The sequence below is a fragment of the Paenibacillus sp. NFR01 genome, assembly GCF_900111565.1.
In the GTDB taxonomy this organism is placed as follows: Bacteria; Bacillota; Bacilli; order Paenibacillales; family Paenibacillaceae; genus Paenibacillus_AQ.
The window spans coordinates 145,747-168,264 of sequence record NZ_FOIK01000002.1 but is presented as its reverse complement, the minus strand read 5'-3'; the positions used below and the strand labels follow the sequence as shown (position 1 = coordinate 168,264).

Here is a 22,518-nt window from a genome sequence, read left to right as displayed (position 1 = left end):
CGTAGCGGGCAAATTCCCGGTTAACAGGCAATGCGGAAAGAGATGCAGCGGACATTCGGCAATAGGGCAGGGGGAACGGCTTATGACAATCCTGCGGAGAATCTGGCGGGGACTAACGGACCGGTACTACCGGATATCGATCAAACAGCGGATTTTATTTTCTTTCATCGTTTTGATAACGCTTTCGATCAGCGCCTTGGGCACTTTCACGTATTGGAGCTCCGCGAATGAAATTCAGGACAATGCCTATAAAGCGAGTCAGGAGACGGTGAGCAAAACCGCGCAGCTGCTCGATTCGCGCCTTACCCATGTGGGGTTATCGGTACAATCGCTGATGCTGAGCGACGCGTACCGCAAAATGATGATCGACGTATTCAGCCATGACGTCACCAATTATTACGTGCATTTATCGGAGCTGCAGTACGTGCTCTCTCAGGCGACCTTCAACGAACCGCTGATCGAAAATGTGCTGATCGTTACGCCGATCGGGGATTTTTATTCGACGACCCAGGTGCGGGCGCAGGACAATTCCTTTTACGGGTCCGAATTATATGATTTGAGCAAGGAAAGTCCCGGCGGGTATTGGGCCAAAGGACACTACGACCGCCTGTTTACCGGCAATCAGCGGGTGGTGTCGTTCGTCGTCCGGGGGATTTACGAATATCCGTATACCCCGATCAGCAACGTATTCATTGTCGTGAACATCCGGGAGAGCCGGATTGTCAGCCTGCTGAACCAGGGCGGACGGCAGGCCGGGCGGAATTACTTTCTGCTGAACGGCGAAGGGGATGCGGTGGTCGAGAGCAACTGGCCTTTCCGGGACAAGTTCCCGTGGAAGCCGTTGCTGTTGACGGATGGGCAGGCTGACCCGCCGGACCGCGCCTACGCTTATGATGGCAAAAAGTATCTGGTGAATTATGAGAAATCCGAGGTTGCCCGGGACTGGATCGTCTCCGGCATGCAGTCCAAAGACCAGTTGCTGAGTAAGCTGAAACAGGTGCAGCGCACCACGCTGTACGTCATCGGGGCCGTCCTGCTGACGGCCTGGTTCTTCTCCAACCAGCTGACATCCGCGCTGCTGCGGCCATTGTTCAAGCTCGGGCGGCTCATGCGGAGGGTCGAGGAGAATCAGCTTGGCGTCACCTACGAGAGCCGGTACAAAGATGAAATTGCCCAGGTGGGCTTCCAGTTCAACCGGATGATGGCGGAGATCAAAGCTCTGATCGCGGACGTGAAGACGAAGGAAGAGGACAAGCGGCATGCCGAGATCCGCGCGCTTACGGCGCAGATGGAGCCCCATTTCCTTTACAATACGCTTAACACGATTTACTGCAAATCCGTCATGGGCGAAAACGACGATGTGAACGAGATGATTCTGGCATTGTCGCAAATGTTCCAGCTGGGCCTCAGCGGCGGGAAGGACCTGATTCCGCTGGAGGATGAGCTGTCCCATCTGCAGCAGTACTGCGCCATCCAGCAAAAATGCTACGAGGATCTGTTCGAATACACCTTGACAGTTGAAGACGACGGGGAGCTGCTGTCCTGCCCTGTTCCAAAGATCGTGCTCCAGCCCATTGTGGAGAACAGCATCCAGCACGGCTTCAGCGATCGGACTTCGGGCGGAACCATCCGCGTGGCCGTATCCAGGGAACAGGACATGCTGCATATCGCCCTCCGGGACAACGGCAAGGGGATTGACCGGGAACGCCTGGAGCAGGCCATGCGAAGGGAAGCCCCGTCCAAGAAAGGGTATGCCCTGTTCAATATCCGGCACCGCCTGCAGCTGTATTACGGCAGCGGGGCCAGAATGGAAATCTCCGGCGAACCGGGGCAGGGTGCACGGACGGACTTATGGATACCGATGGGGGGAGGAGATGTGGGCCATGGAATTTCCGGCATTTAAAATATGCATTATCGATGATATCAAAAGCGTGGTGGACATGATCTCGAAGAAGCCCGACTGGCGGGAGCACGGCATCGAGGTGGCAGGAACGGCGCTGGACGGCGAAGAAGGGCTGCGGATGATCCGCGAAACCCGGCCTGATATTGTGCTGACCGATATCCGGATGCCGCGGATGGACGGGCTGGAGATGACCCGGGCGATCCTGGAGTTTTTGCCTTCCTGTAAAATCATCATTCTCAGCGCTTATTCCGAGTTCTCGTATGCCCAGGAGGCGATCCGTCTGGGGGCGCTCGATTTTGTGAAAAAGCCGTTCTCTATCGACGAAATCGTCGGCGCGGTGCTGAAGGCGAAGGAGCTGTGCCGGCAGGAACGCACGGAGAACGCGCGGCTTGCCGTGATGGAGCGGAAGATCAAGGAGAGCCTGCCGATTCTGCGTCAGGAGTATCTCACCTTTCTGATTCACCACCAGGCCGCGGCGTCCGGCACGGAGTCCCGCTGGGACTACCTGGAGATTCCGCTGGACCGGGAGCATTTCTTCGTCTTTGTCGCCGAAATCGACCATTTCCAGGAGATGTACCACAACCAGACCGTACAGGAAGTGGAGCTCGTCCGCTTCAGCCTGCACAACATTCTGGAGGAAACCATCTCCGCATGGACCCGGGGCGTGATCTTCCGGGAAGCGACCAACCGGTATGTATGCATCATCAACGCCACCGATCCCGATACGGCGGCGCTGATAACGGAAGCCTGCTGCGCCAACGTCGCCCGCTTCTCCAAGAGCACGATCTCCATCGGTCTGGGACTCGGGGTAGCGGCCATCCACGAGCTGTCGGAGTCGTTCGGACAGGCGCTTAGCGCGCTGGCGTATCATTTCTACACCGGCGGCAACGCGGTATTCAGTTATGGCAATATCGAGCATAAGCCACGGGCGTTCCACAGCTATTCCGCCTCCGCCGAGCAGGAATTCCTGTTCGCGCTTCGCTCGGGCAACCGCGCCAAAAGCCTGGCCGTACTGGAGCAGCTTTTCGAAGACATGCTGCGCGGCGGACCGCTTCCGGAGCCCCGTTATGTCGAAAGCTTCGGTTACGAGCTGGGCTTCAAGATCTGCCGCGTCATGCTGGAGCTGTTCCCCTACGAACAGGTGGAGCCGATGGAGCGGAGGGTGAACGGTCTCAAGAGCCGGTCGCTTTCGCTGCAGGAGATCCGCAGATTGCTTAACGACATGTGCGCGGAGGCCTGCGGCTGGGTGGAGGATGCACGCTCCCGCGAATCCACGCGGATCATCCATCAGGCGAGGGAATATATCCGTTCCAACCTGGATACGAGCCTGTCGCTGGAGCAGGTCGCGAAGCAGATCAACCTCAGCCAGGGGTATTTTTCGAATATGTTCAAGAAGGTGCTCGGCGTTTCGTTTCAGCAGTTTGTCATGCAGGAGAAGATGGAGAAAGCCAAGGCCATGCTGATCGGCGGCATGCAGGTGCAGGAGATTGCCATGGACCTCGGGTATGAGCACCGGCGTTATTTCAGCGAGGTGTTCAAGAAATACACGGGCATGACCCCGTCGGAATTCAAGACCGATTATCTGGGAAAAGAATAGGCGGCAGCCGCAACGCTAAAGGATGATTCCTTGCCCGGGGGCAGGAAACCATCCTTTTTGCTCTTCTGTGCACCGAATTTCTGCATCGGATTTCTGCCCTTAATGTGGGCTTACCCGCATTATGCGCGCGGGCGGCCTACCCTATAATCAAAGTGTAAGCGAAATCATCGCTAGCGATAAATAAGAGGGGGATACATTCAATGATGAAGCGCGTGCTTATTACATCATTAAGCGCAATGCTGGCTTTCGGGCTGGCGGCCTGCGGCAACGGGGACAACGGCGGAAACAACGCGGACGGCGCAAACGGCGGGAATCAAGCGGGCAACGCGAGCGCTCCGGCAAACAGCGGTTCCGGGGAAAAGACCAAGATCAGCTACTGGACGGGCGACCGCCACGATGCCGAATATATCAAGGAAAAGGTAGCGGAATTCAATGCGACGAATCCCGACAACATCGAAGTGGAGCTGGTGGTCAAGGGGGACGACTTCGATACCGCTCTGGACCTCTCCTTCCAGACTTCCGATGCGCCGGATGTGATCCGGGTCAAAGAGAACACGATCCAGACCTTCTACAAGAAAGGGTTCCTCGCCCCGATCGACGAGTTCCTGACCGACGAGATGAAAACGAAGTTCCCGGCCATGGACGATCTGAACACGTTCGACGGCAAGCGGTACAGCCTGCCGAACTACGGTACGACGATGCGGCTCGTCTACAACAAGGACCTGTTCGCCAAGGCGGGAATTGCAAATCCTCCGACCACCCTGCAGGAGCTGGTGGATACCGCCAAAAAGCTGACGGAAGCTGGGAAGGCGGACGGCGCCTACGGCTTCGCCCAGAACTTCAAAAACCCTTCCAGCGCGCTGGGGCGTTCGGCCCGCGTCATCGCCGAGATGAGCGGCTACGGCGGCTTCGGTTATGATTTCAAGACCGCGCGTTACGATTTCAGCGGCTTCAAGCCGATCATCGAGGCGTTCAAGCAGATCAAGGATGACGGCAGCATGCTGCCGGGCGTGGAATCGCTGGACATCGATCCGCTGCGTGCGCAGTTCGCCGAAGGAAAGATCGGCATGTATCTGTCCTTCTCCTCGGAGCCCGGCGTCTACAAGAATCAGTTCCCGGCCAAAATCGACTGGGCAGCCGCACCTGCTCCCACGATTGACGGCAATGTAAAAGGCGCCTCCGGCTTCCTCGGCGGGCAATGGCTGGGCCTCAGCTCCAAGACAAAGCATAAGGAAGCGGCCTGGAAGTTCATGGAGTACATGTACAGCGATCAGATTCTCACCGCCTACCAGGAGAACGGCTTCGGCATCTCGATGGTTCCGTCGATCAGTGCCGTCGCCAAAACGCCGGATGTCAACGGAATCGAGGGCTTCCTTCCAAATAAATACGACGGCGTGTGGCCGGTCTACCCGACAGTGGCCCCGGAAGGCATGAAATCGGATGACGCCTTCTTCAAATACATGCTGAACGGCGGCGACCTGGATGCGATCATCGCTGACCTCAACAAGCGCTACAATGCCGCGCTGGACAGCGCCATCGCCAATGACGGCGTCAAGGCGGAGCCGGATGCGGGCTTCGATCCTTCCAAACTGGGCGGCAAATTCGCCAAATAGACAGAGCCTTTCCGCAAAAGAAGGCCAGGATTGAACGGTGGGGGAGCGCGCTCCCCCATTTCTTTTACCGGGAGAGGGAAAGGAGACGGAAGAAAGCTATGAACCGAACCAAAAACGCTTTGTTTTCTTACAGCTTTATATTTCCAAGCGCATTCCTTACGCTGGTGCTGGGGATCTATCCCATCGCTTGGGCGTTCCGCTATATGTTCTATGAATACAAGGGCTACGGCCATGCCCGCTTTATCGGCCTGGACAATTTCACGCGCGTGATGAAGGATACCCAATTCTGGGATTCGGTCGGCCATACCTTCGTGTATGCCGGAGGGAAGCTGCTGATTACGATACCGCTGGCCCTGCTGCTGGCCGCCATATTAAACCGGGGGCTTAAGGGCAGACATCTGCTGCGGGCCATTTTCTTTATGCCCACTGTCATCAGCACGGCGGTGATGGCTGTTGTGTTTTTTACCATTTTCAATTCCTATAACGGGATTCTGAACCAGTTCTTGCTTAAAATGGGGTTCTCTCCGGTCGATTGGCTGGGCACGGACCATGCGATGCTTACCGTGATCCTGGTCGCCGCGTGGGGCGCGGTCGGCAACTACATGCTGCTTTTTCTGGCGGGACTTCAAAATATCCCCGAGGATGTCTACGAGAGCTCTTCCCTGGACGGCGCCGGCAAAATCCAGCAGTTCCGCTACATTACCCTGCCGATGCTGGGACCGGTCATGCAGATGGTCATCATGCTTGCGATTATTACGGCCCTGAAGGGCTATGAGAGCATTATGGTGCTCACGGAGGGCGGTCCGGTCGGCAAGACGGAGGTCATGTTCCTCTACCTGTACAAGTTGTTTTTCCCTGTCGGCGGCAATGCGGCTGCAGTGCAGGTGCAGGAATTCGGGTACGGCAGCGCGGTCGCATTTGTCTGCGCGGTCATTGTCGGCATGATTTCGCTCGTTTATTTCTATGCATCCCGGCGAATGAATTCCATGGATTGAGGTGAGTTGTGAGATGAGAGTACAGAACCTGCTGGGCAAAACCGTCCTTTGGACGTTCCTGCTGATTATCGCTTTTATTACGTTGATACCGGTGGTCATCACGATTCTCGGTTCCTTCAAGACCAATGCGGAGCTGACGACCGGAGCCACCTTCCTGCCGGGCAACTGGCAATTCGCCAATTACGGCGAAGCGTGGGAGCAGGCGAATTTCTCCCGGTATACGCTGAACAGCCTGATTGTGGCCGTCGCTTCCGTCATCGGCACCCTGCTGGTGTCCTCGATGGCCGCTTATGTGGTGGACCGGATGGACTTTTTCGGCAAAAAAATTTATGTCGGCCTGCAGGCCTTCACCATGTTCGTGGCGGTCGGCGCCGTGGTGCTGCGTCCCCAGTTCGATCTGATGGTTAAGCTGAACCTGCACAGCAGCCTGTGGGGCGTCATCCTGATCCTGATCTCCGCGCATGCGTCGATTTTCTTCATTCTGCTCAGCTTCATGAAAGGGATCCCCAGGGAACTGGATGAAGCCGCGCTCATTGACGGCAGCTCCCTGAACCGGACCTTCTGGCGGATCGTGCTGCCGCTGCTCGGTCCCGGACTCGGCGTCGGCGCGTTGTTCACTTTCCGCGGAGCCTGGAACGAATACCTGCTGCCGCTGGTCTTCACGATGACGAAGCCGGAGCTCCAGACGCTGACCGTCGGACTGGCCAATCTGAAATACGGGATCTCGGCGGCGTCCCAGACGCACTATATGATGGCCGGCGCGTGCCTGTCCATTTTGCCGATCCTGATCGCCTATATTTTCGCCAACAAATCGTTTATGCAGATGACGGCCGGCTCCCTGAAGGGATAACGGCACTTTCGGGCTGCACGCCCAATAGATGAATGTTCAAGGAGGACCTGACCATGACTCAACAAGTACCCAGCATTCTTACATCCAGCTCCGTAATCAAGCGGTATGCGGCGAATCCCATTCTGGATGCCGCCAGCGTGCCTTATCCCACGGCGCTGGTCTTCAACGCGGGCGTAACCAAGTTTAACGGTAAATACGTGATGATCTTCCGCAACGATTACGGCTCGCTGGAGAAGGAGATCCTCGAACCGCATCACACCACGGATTTGGGCATCGCCTACAGCGAAGACGGAATCACCTGGAAGGCGGGGCCGAAGCCGGTCTTCAAGCTGCATGACGAAGAGATCGTCCGCGCGTATGATCCGCGTCTTACCGTCATCGACGGACGCTGCTACTTGTGCTTTGCCGTCGATACGCAGCACGGCATCCGCGGCGGCATCGCCGTCACGGATGATCTGGAGCATTTCGAAATTCTCAGCCTGTCCACGCCGGATTTGCGCAACATGGTGTTGTTCCCCGAGAAAATCGGCGGCAAATACTACCGCCTGGAACGCCCGTTTACCGTCTACAGCCGGGGCGGCATGGACCGCTTCGACACCTGGATCGCCGAATCGCCGGATCTCAAATATTGGGGCAATTCCGAGCTGCTGCTCGCTGTGGAGCAGGTTCCTTTTGCGAATGACAAGGTGGGTCCCGCGGCGCCTCCCGTGAAGACGGACAAGGGCTGGCTCACGACCTTCCATGCGGTCGATATTGATCCGGCCCGGGGCAAAAACGGCTGGGAGGCTGCCTGGAAAAAGCGGTATACCGCCGGCATTATGCTGCTGGATCTCCACGATCCGAAGAAAATCGTCGGGATGTCCAAGGAGCCTTTAATCGCGCCGGAAACGGATTACGAGATTGCCGGCGGCTTCCGCAACAACGTGATTTTCCCGGGGGGCATGATTCTGGAGGATGACGGCGAGGTCAAAATCTATTACGGCTCGGCGGATACGGTCGAATGTCTGGCTACGGCCCATGTCGACGATCTTGTAGCCCTCTGCCTGAAAGGCTAGGCGCGGGATGACAGATATTTGGAGCAAGCTTGCCCAGCCCCCGGCGGAGTACCGCTCGGCTCCGCTCTGGTCCTGGAACGACAGGCTGGAGACAGAGGAGCTGGAGCGGCAGATTGGAGAGATGCACCGCGCGGGAATCGGCGGGTTCTTCATGCATGCCCGCGGAGGACTGCAGACGCCCTATATGGGGGAAGCGTGGATGGAAGCGGTCCGCGTCTCCATTGCGAAGAGCCGCGAGCTCGGAATGAAAGCCTGGTTCTACGACGAGAACGGCTGGCCGAGCGGCTTTGCGGACGGCGAAGTCCCGTCCAAGGGGTTGGCCTACCAGCAGAAGCGGCTGGCTTGGGAGCAGGCGCCCTTCCAGGAGCCGGACGGGCGGACGCTTGCTTATTATGCGTTACAGGACGGCGAGTACCGTCTGCTTCCGGACAGTGAAGCCGGTCAGGCCGACCTGCGGATCTACTATGAAGTGAATCCGTACTACACGGATACCCTGAGCAAGCTTGCGGTCGGCGAATTCATCCAGGCCGCCTACGAGCGGTACTGGCAGGAATTCGGCGCGGCCTTCGGTCCGGAACTGCCCGGGGTGTTCACGGATGAGCCGCAGTTCGCCCGGGGCGGCCTGCCCTGGTCCTTCGAGCTGGAGGAGGTTTTTGCTTCCCGTAACGGGTACACGGTGTTGGATATACTGCCCTCCCTGTTCTTCGACACCGGGAGGTTCCGGAAAGCCCGCTACGACTACTGGGAATGTGTTACGGCGATGTTCACGGAGGCGTATGCCAAGCAGATCGGCGATTTCTGCGCGAGCCGAGGCTGGTCGGCGACCGGGCATGTGGTAGACGAGCAGGAGCTGATGCATCAGGTGACATCTGTAGGCGATCCGCTGGCCTTCTATGAATACCTGCAGATTCCCGGCTGCGACTGGCTGGGGCGGTTCGTCGGCGAGGAGCCGCTGGTGCCGAAGCAGGTCGGCTCCGTTGCCCGGCAGCTCGGCAAAAAGCGGACGATTACCGAAAGCTTCGGCTGCTCAGGCTGGAATGTCAGCTTTCAGGATTTAAAGCGGATCGGAGAGTGGCAGTTCGTCCACGGCATCAACTTCCTGTGCCAGCATTTGGAGGGGTACTCGCTGCGGGGGCTCCGGAAGCGGGATTATCCGCCTTCATTGTTCTATCAGCAGCCGTGGTGGGAGGATTATCGCCGCTTCAATGACTATTTCGCCCGCCTGTCCCTGCTGCTGGCGGAAGGCGCCGGCCGGGCCGAGGTGCTTGTGCTGCATCCGGTACGAACCGCTTGGGTTCTGCAGCGCGGGGAAGACCACGCCGAAACCATGCCCTATCATGAGTCGTTTGCGCAGCTGACCCGTTGGCTCTGCCGGGACTTTATCGAACATGATTACGGCAGCGAGAGCATCATCGCCCGGCATGGCAGGGTAGCGGATGGACGGTTTATAGTGGGCGAAGCCGCTTACCGGACCGTCATTGTTCCGCCCTGTCTGACACTGGACGCGGCGACGGTACGGCTGCTTCGCGAGTTCGCCCTTCAAGGCGGCCGGCTGATCGCCTGCGCCCCGTACCCGGTCCTCGTGGACGGGGAGGAAAGCCGGGAGCTTGCCGGGCTGCTGGAGAACGCCGTCCGCCCGGCATGGACGGCGGAAGCATTGTACGAGGCGGTGATTCCGGCGTCGCCTCCGCTGGTGTCCATCACAGGTGAAGATGGGCGGCGGCTTGCGGCGGATACGCTGAACGTGCGGTCCATGACCCTGGAGGATTCCCGGCTGTATTATATCGTGAACTCCGGGACCGAAGGCTTGGGCCGGGCCGAGATCACTCTGCGGCAGCGGGGGAGCGTTGCCCTGATCGATCTGGAGACCGGTGAAACTTCCGCCCTGGAGACGAGGGATTCCGCCGGGGGAACGTTTGTCGCTCTGGAGCTGTATCCCGCCCGTTCCCTTATGCTGAAGGTGGATGAAGGGCCGGCCGGTTTAAGCGGCAGGATAACCGGAAATGGGCCGGACGCCGGCCAGGTTATACGGAATGCAGAGGAATCGAGGGCAATCGCCGAGCAAGAGGAGAATGAGGGCTCCGTGCTGCGGCTTGGCCCGGTATGGAATGTGAGGGAAGCGGACCTGAACAGTCTGACGCTGGATCGGGCACGCCTGCGCATAGGCGGCGGAGAATGTTCTCTGGAGCAGCCCGTGATCTTTATTCAGGAACGGCTGCTTGCCTATGGCCAGCCTGCCGAAGTCGAGCTGGAGTTCCGGTTTGCGGTGGAATTCGACCTCACGCCGGAGCGGGAGCTGTATCTCGTGCTGGAGCGTCCCGAGCTGCATGCCCTTGAACTGAACGGCGAAGCCTTGGCTAACGCGGATTGCGGCTGGTGGCGGGACATTTCCTTCCGAAAAATCGACATCGCGGGGAAGGTCAGATCAGGGGAAAATATCGTCAGGCTGCGGACATCCTATCATCCGTCGGCGGAGCTCCTGGCAAAGCTTGCGAAAGCGGAACAGTTCGAGGCCGAAGGCAATAACCTGACGCTCGAACAGGAGTTTGAGAGCCTTTATATCGTAGGGACGTTTGGCGTGGAATCCGAAGCAGGCTTCACGGCGGAGGAACGCAGGGCGGTATGCACCGAAGGCCCGTTTAAGCTGACCGAAAGATCCGATACTGTCGGTGCGGGCGATTTGACGGAGCAGGGCTTTCCGTTTTTTGCCGGAACGGTAGTTTTGGAGCAGATCGTTCCTTATGAGCCGGGCCATGGACGGCTGCTGTGGTCCTTCGGTACGGCGCCGGATGCCATCGTGGCCCGCCTCTCCATTAACGGCGCGGAGGTCCGTCCGTTTCTGTGGGAGCCCTATTTCGCAGACATCACCGAATGGATGCGGGAAGGGGACAATGTCGTCACGCTAGCGCTTACCGGCAGCTGCCGCAACCTGCTCGGCCCGCATCATCATATCAAAGGCGAGGTATACAAGGTGGGTCCGGACAGCTTCAAGGATAAACCGGGCTGGACGGATAAAGACCTGGCGGCGGATACGCATGTTTATCAAGAGCGGTATGCGTTCGTCCGGTTTGGGCTGTCTTCGGACCCCCTGATCATTGGGAAGGCATAAATCACGGATGCTTGGTCATAGCGGAAGGTCGCGCCGTCTGAAGAGCTGGATACCCAGCAGAAAGGCGGCCAGACCGACCAGCGCAAGCACGATGCAGGACTGCGGAATGTCGGCGGTGCCGCCTACAATATCCCCGGGGCGGTACAGCGTGAAGAGCGTGAAATAACGCAGCGCGTCCAGCTTATCGCTGATTTTGCCGAGCAGATCCAGCGTGAAAAATATGAAGACAAGAGCGCCGGAGATTCCGAGCGCTTTTTTCTCGTCATTCGCCGCGCAGGAGACCAGGAACGAAATCGCGCCGACGGCGAAGAACAGCAGGAATGCCACGGTATTGAGCTGCAAAAAGCGGCCGCTGTCGAATTCGTAATCGCCCTTCAGAAAAATCGCATTTCCGGCAAAGCCGGCTGCCGTCGTCACCGCCATAATCAGGAACAGCGCGGTCGCCAGCACCAGCGCCTGGGTTGTGGCTACCTTTCGGCGCGTGGTCGGCGCGGTCAGGAGGTAGGCCATAGAGCCTCTGTCGACCAGCCGGGCCATCAGCTGGGTTGACATCTGCACGCAGACAACGGCGAGAATAAGGACCAGGATGAGCCCGTAGTACTCCCCGGAGATAAAGGCTTCGAAATTGGAAAAACCGTTGGTTAGCCCGAATGCGTTGTTGACGCCTGCCGGCATGGCGGACACCAGATCGTTCAGGGCATCCGTGTTTTTGCCGATCCCGGGGTAAAGCCAGATCATGAACAGGATGTAGAACGCGGAGCCGACGGCATAATTCATAATCCCCTTCAGGTTTACCTTGAGCATCTGCTTATATAAGGTCAGGTTCATTGGGAACGCTCCTCGCGGTCATAATAATTCATGAAAATATCCTCCAGGTTCTGGGTGAACACATCGATGCTGCGGATGTTGTATTTGCCCGTCTCCCTAGTGAACTCGTTATAATTGCCCTGCACGGCAACCCGGACCATACGACCTTCGCGGGCGGCAATCCGCAGCCCGGAGGCGGCGAAGCTTGCGGCATCGGCTTCCTGCTCAAATACGATCTCGAACAGCTTGCGCTGCATCGACTGCAGCTCGTGGATATTTTTCACCGTCACGATCCGGCCTTCGCGGATGATTGCCGCCCGGTCGCACGTGCGCTCGATCTCCTGAAAGCTGTGCGAGGACATCAGGAACGTCGTGCCCGCCGCTTTCTCCTCCAGCACCAGCTCGATGAACACCCGCTGCATCAGCGGATCGAGGCCCGAGGTCGGTTCATCGAGGATAATGACCTGCGGCTTATGCATGAAGGCGGCGACGATGCCGACCTTCTGCTTCATGCCCTTGGACATTTTGCGGATCGGCGTGGCGGGGTCGAACTGCAGTCGCCGGATCAGCTCCTCGCGTCTGGCCTTATCCCGGATCCCCTGCATAGCGCCGATAAAATCAAGAAACCCCGTCCCGGTCATGCCGTCGATAAAATTGATCTCACCTGGCAAATACCCGACGAGCTTCTGCACCTCGCCCTGCGCGTTCCAGACATCGAGTCCTCCGATGCTTGCCGTACCGCGGTCCGGGCGCATAAAGCCCATGAGCTGCCGGATCGTCGTCGACTTGCCCGCGCCGTTCGGCCCGAGGAACCCGAACACCTCGCCTTTCTCCACGGTAAACGTGACATCTTCGATGCCCCGGCCATTCGCGAACCGTTTCGTTAATCCTTCCACTTTAAGCATTCCGGCACCCCCGCCACAAATGATGAAATATTCTTGCTTGTAGATTTCATATGTTATAATAGTCTTGGGTATACGCGAAGTCAATATAGTTATGAAATATTTTGTTGTATATATTTCATGAATTTAAGGGGAAAGTGGCGAAAGGGAAGTTTGGAACTGGAGGAGCGAAAGCGTTCGCCTTTGTCTGAAGATTTCACCCGCAGTAGCGGTAATAATTCAAGAAATCTGCAGACAACAGCGACCGGAAGTCCAAACATTCTCTGCAGTTACGACTCACCCCGAATGAAAAATACAAATCTAGATTATATACATACAGCAAGGAGGACGCCATGAACGGCTATGAGAAGCGCGCGGCAATCATTAAAGAGAAGATCCTGAAAACGACCCTCGGCATGCTGAACGAAAGCGACTTGAAAAAGCTGCGGATCGCCGACATCGCCAAAGCCGCCCAGGTGTCCCAGGTCACGATATACAACTATTTCGGCAGCAAGGAAGCGCTGATCGGGGAAGCGTTCAAATATTTCATCGAGGAAGCGATCCGGGAGTTTGAGGCCGTGCTGCAGACGCGGTCGCTCAAAGCGCTGATTGAATATATTCTGACCAAGGAGAAAAAGACCTACACCGAGCTGTCGCCGGCGCTGGTCAAAACGCTGATGATCGACAATCCCGACATCAGCCGGTATGTGCAGGAGCGTTACGATGCAAGCATCATTCCGCTGATGGTACGGATGGTGGAAGACGGCAAGGCGCGCGGGGAAATTTCGGACAAAATCTCTGTCGCTGCGGTGCTGCTGATGATGCAGGTTTATATGAACGGTTCGGCGTTAATGCTGGGGACGCTGGAGCAGCGGGAGGATAAGGAGGCGTTCCTGGAAGAGGTGCTGCACTTGTTTTTCTACGGAATGTACGGGCAGAAGCCGGAGCTGCTGCAAGAGTAAGATACCCGGTAATAATCGATCCTACTAAAAAGGCCGCAGGCTTAGCGGATTTCTCCGTATGCTTCTGCGGCCATTCTGATGTTATAGCAGGCTCTTGAACGAGTGACGGAGCACATCGCCCCGGCTGATAATGCCGACGAGCACGCCGCTGCGTTCCACCGGAACCTTTTTGATTTGCTTTTTGCCGAGGATGGCGGCGATCTTCTCGATGTCCTCATCCCACGGGACGGTAACGACCTTCTTCTTGGCAATCATCAGCACGTTAAGGTCGAGCAGCCGCTGGGTCCGTTCCTCGAAGGCATCATCGTCTCCGCGCAAGAGATTCACCTGGAAAAAGGAATCCACGATAATATCCTCGTGTTTGCCGATATACCGCATGACATCCCCGTCGCTGATGTAGGCGACGATTTCGTTGCGGTCGTTGATGACCGGCATGCCGCTGATGCGGTGCTCGATGCATTTTTCAATAAACGTTCTGACGGTGTCGTAAGCCTTGACCTTATAAACTTGGCGGATCATAAATTCATGGGCTTTCATAATTCCCCTCCGTGTCGCAGTGCATCAAGACAAGTATACCGTGATCTACGGGAGCTTCATAGAGATAAATGTCATGCCCCCGGACAGGGAAATGGCGGAAATAGGCGGATCGACAGGGGGCGAACGTTTATACGCGAATGCCCCGGCTTGAATAGGATACAGAAAACAGCCGGGAAAGAAGTGAGCGGGATGAGAATTGACCTGGGTAGCGGAAAAAACAAACACCGGGACTGTATCGGGGTGGACCGGGCCCGGTACCGTACGACCGACATTGTCCACGATCTGAATCGGCGTCTTCCCTTTCAGGATCACAGCGTAAGCTTTGTGATGTGCTCGCATAGTCTCCAGCATGTCGACGATGTGAATGCGGTGATGCGGGAGATTTACCGGATTTGCCGGCATAAAGCGGTGGTCTGCGTGGTTGCGCCGTATGCTTCCGGCGGTTCGGGGGAGAACTCTCCTCCGGCGGAGCCGCAGTTCAATGAATATTGGCCCCGCATGCTTTCCCTGGAAACGCGGGGAGATCATCGCGAAGGTCCGGAGCCGCAGGGACAAGAGAACGCCGTGTCGGGCACGATAACGGGAGAACCGCAGATGGATTTTCGTCTGCTGCGGATGGAATTTTTTTATTTCCCTTCGTTCTACGGTTTGTATGACGAGGTCGAGCTGGCGCTGCTGCGGCAGACGCAGCCCAATGTGGCTTATCAGATCATGTATCATTTTCTGGTTGCCAAAGAACCGGTCGCGGAGGGCGAGATCGCTTCCATCGTTCAAGGCGGACTGGAGGAGCCGGAGTATGTCCGGGACCAGCGGCGCTTGATCCCCCCGGGGAGCGCGGAGGATGTGGAGGAGGAAGAGGAGGCGCAGCTGGCCGCTCCGGCGGCGGCTGAAGCCAAACCGAAGTCCCCAAAACCGGCCAAATTAAAAGCCACCCAGCGCTCAAGGCCGATGCGCGAGATCCGCCAGCGGCGGAAGAACTGGCGCTAAACGCCACCGGATGACCGAACGCGACGCAGCATGAAAAAGACCTCTTCCTCCAAAGCATTGGAGCGAAGAGGTCTTATTGTTCAAAACATGCTTAACGTTGCTCCGAAAGGCTGGCACCGTTTGTGGCGATGACGTCCTTGTACCAGTAGAATGATTGTTTGCGGTACCGCTCGAGCGTGCCCGATCCGTCGTCATGACGGTCGACGTAGATGAAGCCGTACCGCTTCTTGAGCTGTGCGCTTGTCGCGCTGACCAGATCGATGCAGCCCCACGAGGTGAAGCCCATGATCTCTACGCCGTCCTCCAGCGCTTCCGCTACCTGCAGCAGGTGATCGCGCAGATACGCGATACGGTAATCGTCTTTTACGGTCGGCACGCCGTCGTCTCCGGCAACGAGCTCGTCCACGGCGCCCAGGCCGTTTTCCACGATGAACAGCGGCTTCTGGTAACGGTCGTAAAAGGCGTTCAGCACCACGCGGAGCCCCTGCGGATCGATCTGCCAGCCCCAATCGCTTTCCGCGAGAAACGGGTTGGGAACGCCGCCGATAATATTGCCGCGTCCGGCTTGCGCTTTAGCGGGATCGGCCGTCTGACAGACGCTCATGTAATAGCTGAACGAAATGAAGTCTACGGTGTGCTTCAGGATGTCTTCGTCGCCCGGCTCCATCTGGATGGTGATGCCACGCTCGCGGAAGTAGCGTTTCATGTAACCCGGATAACGGCCGCGGGCGTGGACGTCGCCGAAAAAGTAGTTTTTATGCTCGAATTCCATGGCGGCGATCACGTCGTCAGGATGCGGCGTCAGCGGATAGGCAGGCATGCTGAGAATCATGCAGCCGATTTGCGCGCCTGGGATCAGCTCATGGCACAGCTTGACGGCCGCCGCGCTGGCGACGAGCTCATGATGCACCGCTTGGTACAAATCCTGCTTTCTGAGCTGCTCCTTCGGCGTATAAATGCCCCCGCTCAGGAACGGCGCCTCCAGAATGGAGTTGATTTCGTTAAAGGTAAGCCAATAGTTTACTTTGTCCTTATAGCGCTTGAACACGGTCTCCGCAAAACGGAGGTAATAATCAATGAGCTTGCGGTTGACCCAGCCGTCATACGTTTTGGACAGGTGCAGCGGCGTCTCGTAATGGGAGATCGTCACCAGCGGCTCGATACCGTATTTGCGGCATTCGTCGAACACATTGTCGTAAAATTGCAAACCTTCCTCGTTCGGTTCCAGCTCATCCCCGTTCGGGAAAATCCGCGCCCAGGCGATCGACGTCCGGAACACCTTAAAGCCCATTTCGGCGAACAGCTTGATGTCTTCCTTATACCGGTGGTAAAAATCGATCCCGATCAGCTTCATATTGTCTGCGGTCGGCGCTTCGGTGATCGGCCCCATGATGCCGCGCGGTGCGACGTCTTGGGTGGACAGGCCTTTGCCGCCTTCATTGTAGGCACCCTCAAGCTGGTTGGCCGCTACCGCTCCGCCCCACAGAAATCCTTCCGGAAAAGCCGGCTTTGTGCGTGTTGCATGGTTCATGGTATCTCTCCGTTTCTGCCTGTTTTTAATCTGTGCTACACTGAATCAAACGTCATGGACAGCGTAAGCGTTGTAACGCGTTACATGTCAAGGGCAATTTTGCGGCAAGGAGCGAGCCGATGTCCAAATTCGAAAAAATCATGGAGCTGTCCGGGTATTCGCGGGCGACGGTCTCCCGCGTCATCAACCGCTCCCCGCATGTGAGCGCAGCGGCCCGGGCGAAAATCCTGGCCATTATGGCCGAGCTGGACTATGTGCCAAACCGTAATGCCGTGTCGCTCTCGACCGGCCAGACCCGGCAGATCGGCATGGTGTGCAGTGTGATCGAGGAGATTATGCGGGACTTCATGAACGGCTTTGTCGAAGTTGCCCTGGAGGGCGGCTATCAGACAATTATCTATACCTCGCGCGGCGACCGGGCGACAGAGCTGCAGGCGTTCGAGGATCTGCGCAGCAAACGCGTAGACGCGCTCGTCATCGTGACCTGCGTCAACGATCCGGCCGTGCTGCAGGGCTACTGCGAATACGGGCCGATCGTGTCCTGGCAGCGGATGGCGGAAGGCGGCATCCCGTCGGTAGCGATGGACCAGGGCGGCGGCTACCGTCTGGCGCTGGAGCATCTCTTAGCCCGCGGCCATACGCGTATCGCCAATATATTCGGCAGAAAAGACAGTTTAAATACGCACAGCCGCCGCGAAGCCTATGAAGACATGATGTCCCGCCGCGGCCTGCCCATGCGGCGCGAGTGGTACCGCTATACGCTGCAGGCGATATCCGACGGCGAGCGAGCGCTCGACGAGTTAGGGTTTGGCGGACAGGCGGCGGGAAGCGGGCTGATGCGGGCGAGTACGGCGGATAACTTGCGGGAAGAAACGGCGCAGGTCAGCGTGGAGGAGGCAGCTGAAGGAAAGCGGGTTGGCCATGCACTGAATGCCGAACTGGCGCGGGCAGGTGAGGAGCGGGAGACCGCAAACGACATGTCTTGCGCGAACCGGAGCGGACAGGCCCAAGCGGCCCGGGAAAGCGGTACGCTGCCGAGCGCGGTGCTTTGCGCGAACGACTCTATCGCCGCGGGGATCGTCGCGGCGGCGCGGCGCCGGGGAATCGCCGTCCCCGGCGAGCTTGCGGTTGTCGGCTTCGATAATACCGAGCTTGCGGCAGCGCTCGGGATTACGACCGTCGACAACCCGATCGGCCCGCAGGCCCGCGCCGCCTTCGCGGAGCTGGCGGCGCAGCTTGCGGGCCGGGAGCCGGTACGCGAAGCGCTGGCGTACCGGCTCGTCGTGCGCGAGACGACGTGACTCGCGCGCCAGGTTGCGGCACACCGGCCCACCCATATCGCTCTTCGGCTCGCTGTCCCGTACCATAGTCTTCGCTGCCCCAGACCACTCCGCGTCACCCCCAGTGCCGCGCCCTTATCCCCGCGGCAGCTCCACCGTAAACGCCGCGCCCGCGCCCGGCGCGCTTTCGACGCGGATGGCGCCGCCGCTGAGGTCGAGGATGCGGCGCACCAGCGCCAGGCCGAGGCCGTTGCCCTCGCGGGAGCGGGAGCGGTCGCCTTGGTAGAACTTTTCGAAGATGTGCTTTTGCACCTCTTCAGACATCCCGATGCCGGTATCGGCGATCCGTACCCGGACGGCGTCCGCGTCGGCGGTCAGCGCAATGGCGATGCTGCCGCCGGGCGCGGTGAACTTGATTGCGTTGGCGAGCAGGTTGAACCAGATTTGCATCAGCAGTTCTTCGCTCCCCCGGATGCGGGCCGGTGCCAGCTCGATATCGAGCTCGAGCTGCTTTTCGCTCCACTGCGGCTCCAGAAGCAGCAGTGCCTGGCGGAGCTGCTCGGCAAGATCGAACTCGTCCAGCTCCGGCACGAGTTCCTGGTTCTCCAGCTTGGAGAGCCGGAGTATGTTGCTCGACAAGGAGGAGAGCTGCTTGGTGCTCTCCATGATCAGCCGGCTGTAGTCCTTGCGTTCTTCCGCCGTCAGATCGTCGCTCTGCATCAGCGAGGCGTACCCTTCGATGGCGGCGATCGGCGTTTTGAACTCATGCGACACGTTGGCGACAAAGTCGCCCCGCAGCGTCTCGATGCCGGCGAGCTCCCGGGCCATTTTATTGAAATTCACCGCCATTTCGCCCAGCTCGCGGACCCGGTGGTTCTCGTAACCCAGCTCCACGTTAAAATTGCCTTTGGCAATCTCCTGGGTGGCGTCGCTGAGGCTGGTGATCGGGGCCAGTATTTTGCGTCCGGTCAGTGCGGTTATGACCGTGCCGATCAGGATGCTGGTCAACGCGGCGATGATGACCATCCACGGGAGGCGCAGCCGGACGATCCCGGCCAGGTTCAGCTTGATCACAATAAAGGCCATCACCATCATCAGAATACCCGCGGACAGCATAATCAGAAAAACAAGCAGAACCAGCGTGCCCCACAGGTTCCTTGGCTTCCGTGTTTCGCTCAAACGTGCTTCACCGCCTTGTAGCCAAGGCCGCGCACCGTGGTGATTTCGAACTCGCCGGTGTCTTTGAAGCGGTCGCGCAGACGGTTAATGTGCACGTCGACGGTGCGCTCGTCGGTCTCGGAGTCCATGCCCCAGATTTCGTCCATCAGCTGCTGCCGGGTGAAGATTTTGTTCGGGTAGGCGAGCAGCTTGTACAGCAGATAAAATTCCTTCTGCGGCAGCTGCGTGCTCTCCTCGCCTCTGCGGACGGTGATGGTGTCGTAATCCAGCGTCAGCCCGCCGATCCGCAGCATCCGTTCCGTGGCGATTTTGGCCCGGCGCAGCAATGCACCGACCCGCAGGATCATTTCGTTGACGTCGATCGGCTTCACCATATAATCATCGATGCCGATGCCGTACGCCCGCTGCTTATCAGTAAAGCTCTCTTTCGCCGTTACCATCAGAATCGGCTTGGCATAGCCCGACTCCCGCAGCTTCCGCGCCAAATCGTAGCCGTCCACATGCGGCATCATAATATCCGAAATAATCAAGTCGATATATTGCGTATCGAGAATGTCGAGCGCCTGCCGGCCGTCTTCGGCCGGAACCGGATGATAGCCGTTTTTGCTCAGCACGGTGCACATCAGCTGGCGCAGTTTTTCATTGTCTTCGGCGACAAGTATGTTAAACATCGATTTTCCCTCCTGCCCCCATTATAACGGAACAATATAAATTCATTATGAACGAAGCCGGCCCCGCGCACTCTGCTTTCGTTGATGTTTAGTTCATAAAGCTGTGTTACCATGGCCCTGTGTTTGTTACAAAGAGAGAAGAAGGGAAGAGCATAACCATGCTGCGATTACAAAATATCACGAAAACCTACACGACGGGAACATTCACCCAGACGGCGCTGAACGGAATCAGCCTGAACTTTCGCGAAAACGAGTTTGTAGCGATTCTCGGACCGAGCGGCTCCGGCAAGACGACCTGCCTTAACCTGATCGGCGGGCTGGACCAATACGACTCCGGCGATCTGATCATCAACGGGGTATCCACCAAAAACTTCAAGGACGGCGATTGGGACGCCTACCGCAACAACAGCGTCGGGTTTGTTTTTCAAAGCTATAACCTGATCTCCCATCTCAGCATCATCGAAAATGTGGAAATGGGCATGACCCTCAGCGGCGTAGCTTCCTCCGTCAAACGGGCGAAAGCGCTGGAAGTGCTGGACCGGGTCGGTCTCAAGGACCATGTGCACAAGAAACCGGGGCAGCTATCCGGCGGACAGATGCAGCGTGTGGCGATCGCGCGGGCGCTGGCCAACGATCCCGATATTATCCTGGCGGATGAGCCGACCGGCGCGCTGGATACGGCGACAAGCGGGCAGATTATGGAGCTGATCAAGGAGATTGCCAAGGACAAGCTCGTCGTGATGGTCACGCACAACCCCGAGCTGGCCGAACAATACGCCGACCGGATCGTTCAGTTCCGCGACGGCAGCATCGTCTCCGACAACAACCCGCCGCTGGAAGAGCAGACGGCAAGCAATTATAAGCTGAAAAAGACGGCGATGAACTACTGGACGGCGCTGAAGCTGTCCGGCCGGAACATTATGACCAAGAAGTGGCGGACCGCGCTGACCGCTTTTGCCTCCAGCATCGGGATTATCGGCATCGCCTTGATATTGTCGCTTTCGAACGGCTTTGACAAGCAGATTTCCAGCTACGAATCGGGGGCCTTGTCCAATTTTCCGATTCAGATCAACCAGACGGCAACGAATATCGATTTGTCCGGCGGACCTTCCCGCAGCGAAGATTCGACGAAAGACCTGACCGAATTCACGGACGCGAAATCGATCTATCCGTATGACCCTTCGGCCAACACCGTGCTGCATACGAATGTGCTTACCGACGAATACATGCAGTACCTGCAGGCCATCGACCCGACGCTGCTGGACGGAACGTCGTACAGCCGCCAGGTGAGCATGAATATCCTGCGCTCGGACGGAACGAAGGCGGTTGCGGTTAACACGCAAAGCAGCAACTTCACCGTGTTCCCGGCCCGCCCGGACGGCAGCCTTGACGGTTATTTGAAGGATTATTACGACCTGCTGGACGGCAGTTTCCCTGCCGCGCCGACCGACCTGATGATGGTGGTGGACGAATATAACCGGATGAGCCTGTCCTCCCTGGAAGCGCTCGGTTTGGATTACAAAGCGTCCAGCATCGACTTTAAGGATATCGTGGGCAAAGAGTTCAAGCTGGTCTACAATAACGATTTTTATGCAAAATCGGGCGAACTGTTCCAGGTGAACGGCGATCCGGCCAATCTGGAGCCGATGTACAACGGCAGCAGCGCCGTGACGCTGAAGATCGCGGGGATTATCCGGGCGAAAGAGGATTCGCCGATGTCGACGATGTCCGCCGGCATTGCCTATTCCGATAAACTGGCGGCGCAGTTCATTGAGAACGCGCAAAACTCGGATATCGTGCAGGCGCAACTGAAGAACGACAGCATCAACGTGCTTAGCGGGAAAACCTTTGCCGAGGAGTCCTTTGCGGGAACAGGCAGAGGAATGGGCATGGGCATGGCAAGCGGTTCGAACGTCAGCGATCCGGCCGTCGCCGATACGAAGAAGGATGCCTTGGCCACGCTCGGCTCCGTCGCGATTCCGTCCGCGGTCGCGCTGTATCCGAAGGACTTTGAAGCCAAGGAGGCCATCACGGCCTATCTGGACCAATGGAACGTAAACCGCGCCGATAAGGACATGATCGTATATACCGATTTGGCGGAGCTGGTGACGAACCTGTCCGGCAGCATTCTGGACGGCATCACGATCGTGCTGGTCGCGTTTGCCTCCATCTCGCTCGTGGTTTCGCTGATTATGATCGGCATCATCACCTATATTTCAGTCTTGGAACGCACCAAGGAGATCGGCGTACTCCGGGCACTGGGGGCGCGCAAAAAAGACATCACCCGCGTGTTCAACGCCGAAACGGCGATCATCGGCACGATTTCCGGCCTGCTCGGCATCGGCATTGCGTACCTGCTGACGATCCCCGTCAATATTATACTAAAGAACATCACCGACTTGTCCGGCGTGGCACAGTTGAATCCGCTGCATGCATTTGGGCTGGTGGTGATCAGCGTTGTGCTGACGATGCTCGGCGGCTTCATCCCGGCGAAGTTCGCGGCGAAGAAGGATCCGGTTGTGGCATTGCGGAGCGAATAAGGGCAAACATCACAAAAGCGG

General features: G+C 57.8%; 17 protein-coding genes. 11 read left to right on the top strand and 6 right to left on the bottom strand.

Annotation, left to right across the window (positions count from 1 at the left end; translation table 11 throughout):
* The first annotated feature begins 82 nt into the window (after window positions 1-82).
* The 7 genes from BMW84_RS11980 (at window position 83) to BMW84_RS11950 (ending at window position 11,122) form a co-directional block, all read left to right on the top strand.
* Complete coding sequence (locus BMW84_RS11980) at window positions 83-1,903, top strand: cache domain-containing sensor histidine kinase (protein ID WP_091068587.1); 1,821 nt, start codon at window positions 83-85, stop codon at window positions 1,901-1,903.
* On the top strand, window positions 1,884-3,500 hold the full coding sequence (locus tag BMW84_RS11975; protein ID WP_091068583.1) for a response regulator: 1,617 nt from the start codon (window positions 1,884-1,886) through the stop codon (window positions 3,498-3,500). Before BMW84_RS11980 ends, BMW84_RS11975 begins: the two co-directional genes overlap by 20 nt.
* 200 nt (window positions 3,501-3,700) lie before the next feature.
* A complete protein-coding gene (locus BMW84_RS11970) occupies window positions 3,701-5,113 on the top strand; it encodes an ABC transporter substrate-binding protein (protein ID WP_091068580.1) in 1,413 nt (470 codons plus the stop codon).
* Window positions 5,114-5,211: 98 nt separating this feature from the next.
* Window positions 5,212-6,108 carry a carbohydrate ABC transporter permease gene (locus BMW84_RS11965; RefSeq protein WP_091068578.1) on the top strand — a complete coding sequence of 299 codons (897 nt, stop codon included), beginning with the start codon at window positions 5,212-5,214 and terminating at the stop codon, window positions 6,106-6,108.
* Window positions 6,109-6,121: 13 nt separating this feature from the next.
* Window positions 6,122-6,958, top strand: coding sequence for a carbohydrate ABC transporter permease (locus BMW84_RS11960; protein ID WP_091068572.1), 837 nt, complete (start codon window positions 6,122-6,124; stop codon window positions 6,956-6,958).
* A gap of 53 nt (window positions 6,959-7,011) precedes the next feature.
* Entirely contained in the window at window positions 7,012-8,013 is a 1,002-nt protein-coding gene (locus BMW84_RS11955) for a glycoside hydrolase family 130 protein (RefSeq protein ID WP_091068570.1), read from the top strand.
* Between the two features lie 7 nt (window positions 8,014-8,020).
* Window positions 8,021-11,122, top strand: a complete 3,102-nt coding sequence (locus BMW84_RS11950; RefSeq protein ID WP_091068566.1) for a glycosyl hydrolase — start codon at window positions 8,021-8,023, stop codon at window positions 11,120-11,122.
* Window positions 11,123-11,137: 15 nt separating this feature from the next.
* Here the strand turns inward: BMW84_RS11950 and BMW84_RS11945 are convergent, their stop codons facing one another.
* Window positions 11,138-11,950: an ABC transporter permease subunit gene (locus tag BMW84_RS11945; RefSeq protein ID WP_091068564.1), complete on the bottom strand. Its 813-nt coding sequence runs from the start codon at window positions 11,948-11,950 to the stop codon at window positions 11,138-11,140.
* On the bottom strand, window positions 11,947-12,834 hold the full coding sequence (locus tag BMW84_RS11940; RefSeq protein ID WP_091068561.1) for an ABC transporter ATP-binding protein: 888 nt from the start codon (window positions 12,832-12,834) through the stop codon (window positions 11,947-11,949). The genes BMW84_RS11945 and BMW84_RS11940 overlap by 4 nt, the downstream gene beginning before the upstream one ends.
* 329 nt (window positions 12,835-13,163) lie before the next feature.
* On the opposite strand from BMW84_RS11940, the gene BMW84_RS11930 reads away from it, so the two are divergent.
* Window positions 13,164-13,772 (top strand): TetR/AcrR family transcriptional regulator, encoded by a 609-nt coding sequence (locus BMW84_RS11930; protein WP_091068557.1) that lies wholly within the window; start codon window positions 13,164-13,166, stop codon window positions 13,770-13,772.
* 81 nt (window positions 13,773-13,853) lie between these two features.
* On the opposite strand, the gene BMW84_RS11925 is transcribed toward BMW84_RS11930, so the two are convergent.
* Window positions 13,854-14,309 carry a CBS domain-containing protein gene (locus BMW84_RS11925; RefSeq protein ID WP_091068554.1) on the bottom strand — a complete coding sequence of 152 codons (456 nt, stop codon included), beginning with the start codon at window positions 14,307-14,309 and terminating at the stop codon, window positions 13,854-13,856.
* A 189-nt stretch (window positions 14,310-14,498) separates the two neighbouring features.
* Between BMW84_RS11925 and BMW84_RS11920 the strand changes: the two genes are divergently transcribed.
* On the top strand, window positions 14,499-15,296 hold the full coding sequence (locus tag BMW84_RS11920) for a methyltransferase domain-containing protein (protein ID WP_175498786.1): 798 nt from the start codon (window positions 14,499-14,501) through the stop codon (window positions 15,294-15,296).
* 91 nt (window positions 15,297-15,387) lie between these two features.
* On the opposite strand, the gene BMW84_RS11915 is transcribed toward BMW84_RS11920, so the two are convergent.
* Window positions 15,388-16,827: a glycoside hydrolase family 1 protein gene (locus BMW84_RS11915; RefSeq protein ID WP_091068549.1), complete on the bottom strand. Its 1,440-nt coding sequence runs from the start codon at window positions 16,825-16,827 to the stop codon at window positions 15,388-15,390.
* Between the two features lie 119 nt (window positions 16,828-16,946).
* On the opposite strand from BMW84_RS11915, the gene BMW84_RS11910 reads away from it, so the two are divergent.
* A complete protein-coding gene (locus BMW84_RS11910) occupies window positions 16,947-18,128 on the top strand; it encodes a LacI family DNA-binding transcriptional regulator (RefSeq protein ID WP_091068545.1) in 1,182 nt (393 codons plus the stop codon).
* A gap of 114 nt (window positions 18,129-18,242) precedes the next feature.
* Here the strand turns inward: BMW84_RS11910 and BMW84_RS11905 are convergent, their stop codons facing one another.
* Window positions 18,243-19,286, bottom strand: a complete 1,044-nt coding sequence (locus BMW84_RS11905) for a HAMP domain-containing sensor histidine kinase (protein WP_217646132.1) — start codon at window positions 19,284-19,286, stop codon at window positions 18,243-18,245.
* Entirely contained in the window at window positions 19,283-19,957 is a 675-nt protein-coding gene (locus BMW84_RS11900; RefSeq protein ID WP_091068543.1) for a response regulator transcription factor, read from the bottom strand. Before BMW84_RS11900 ends, BMW84_RS11905 begins: the two co-directional genes overlap by 4 nt.
* Before the next feature lie 158 nt (window positions 19,958-20,115).
* Here BMW84_RS11900 and BMW84_RS11895 point away from each other — a divergent pair, with 158 nt between their 5' ends.
* A complete protein-coding gene (locus BMW84_RS11895; protein ID WP_091068540.1) occupies window positions 20,116-22,497 on the top strand; it encodes an ABC transporter ATP-binding protein/permease in 2,382 nt (793 codons plus the stop codon).
* Window positions 22,498-22,518 lie beyond the last annotated feature (21 nt).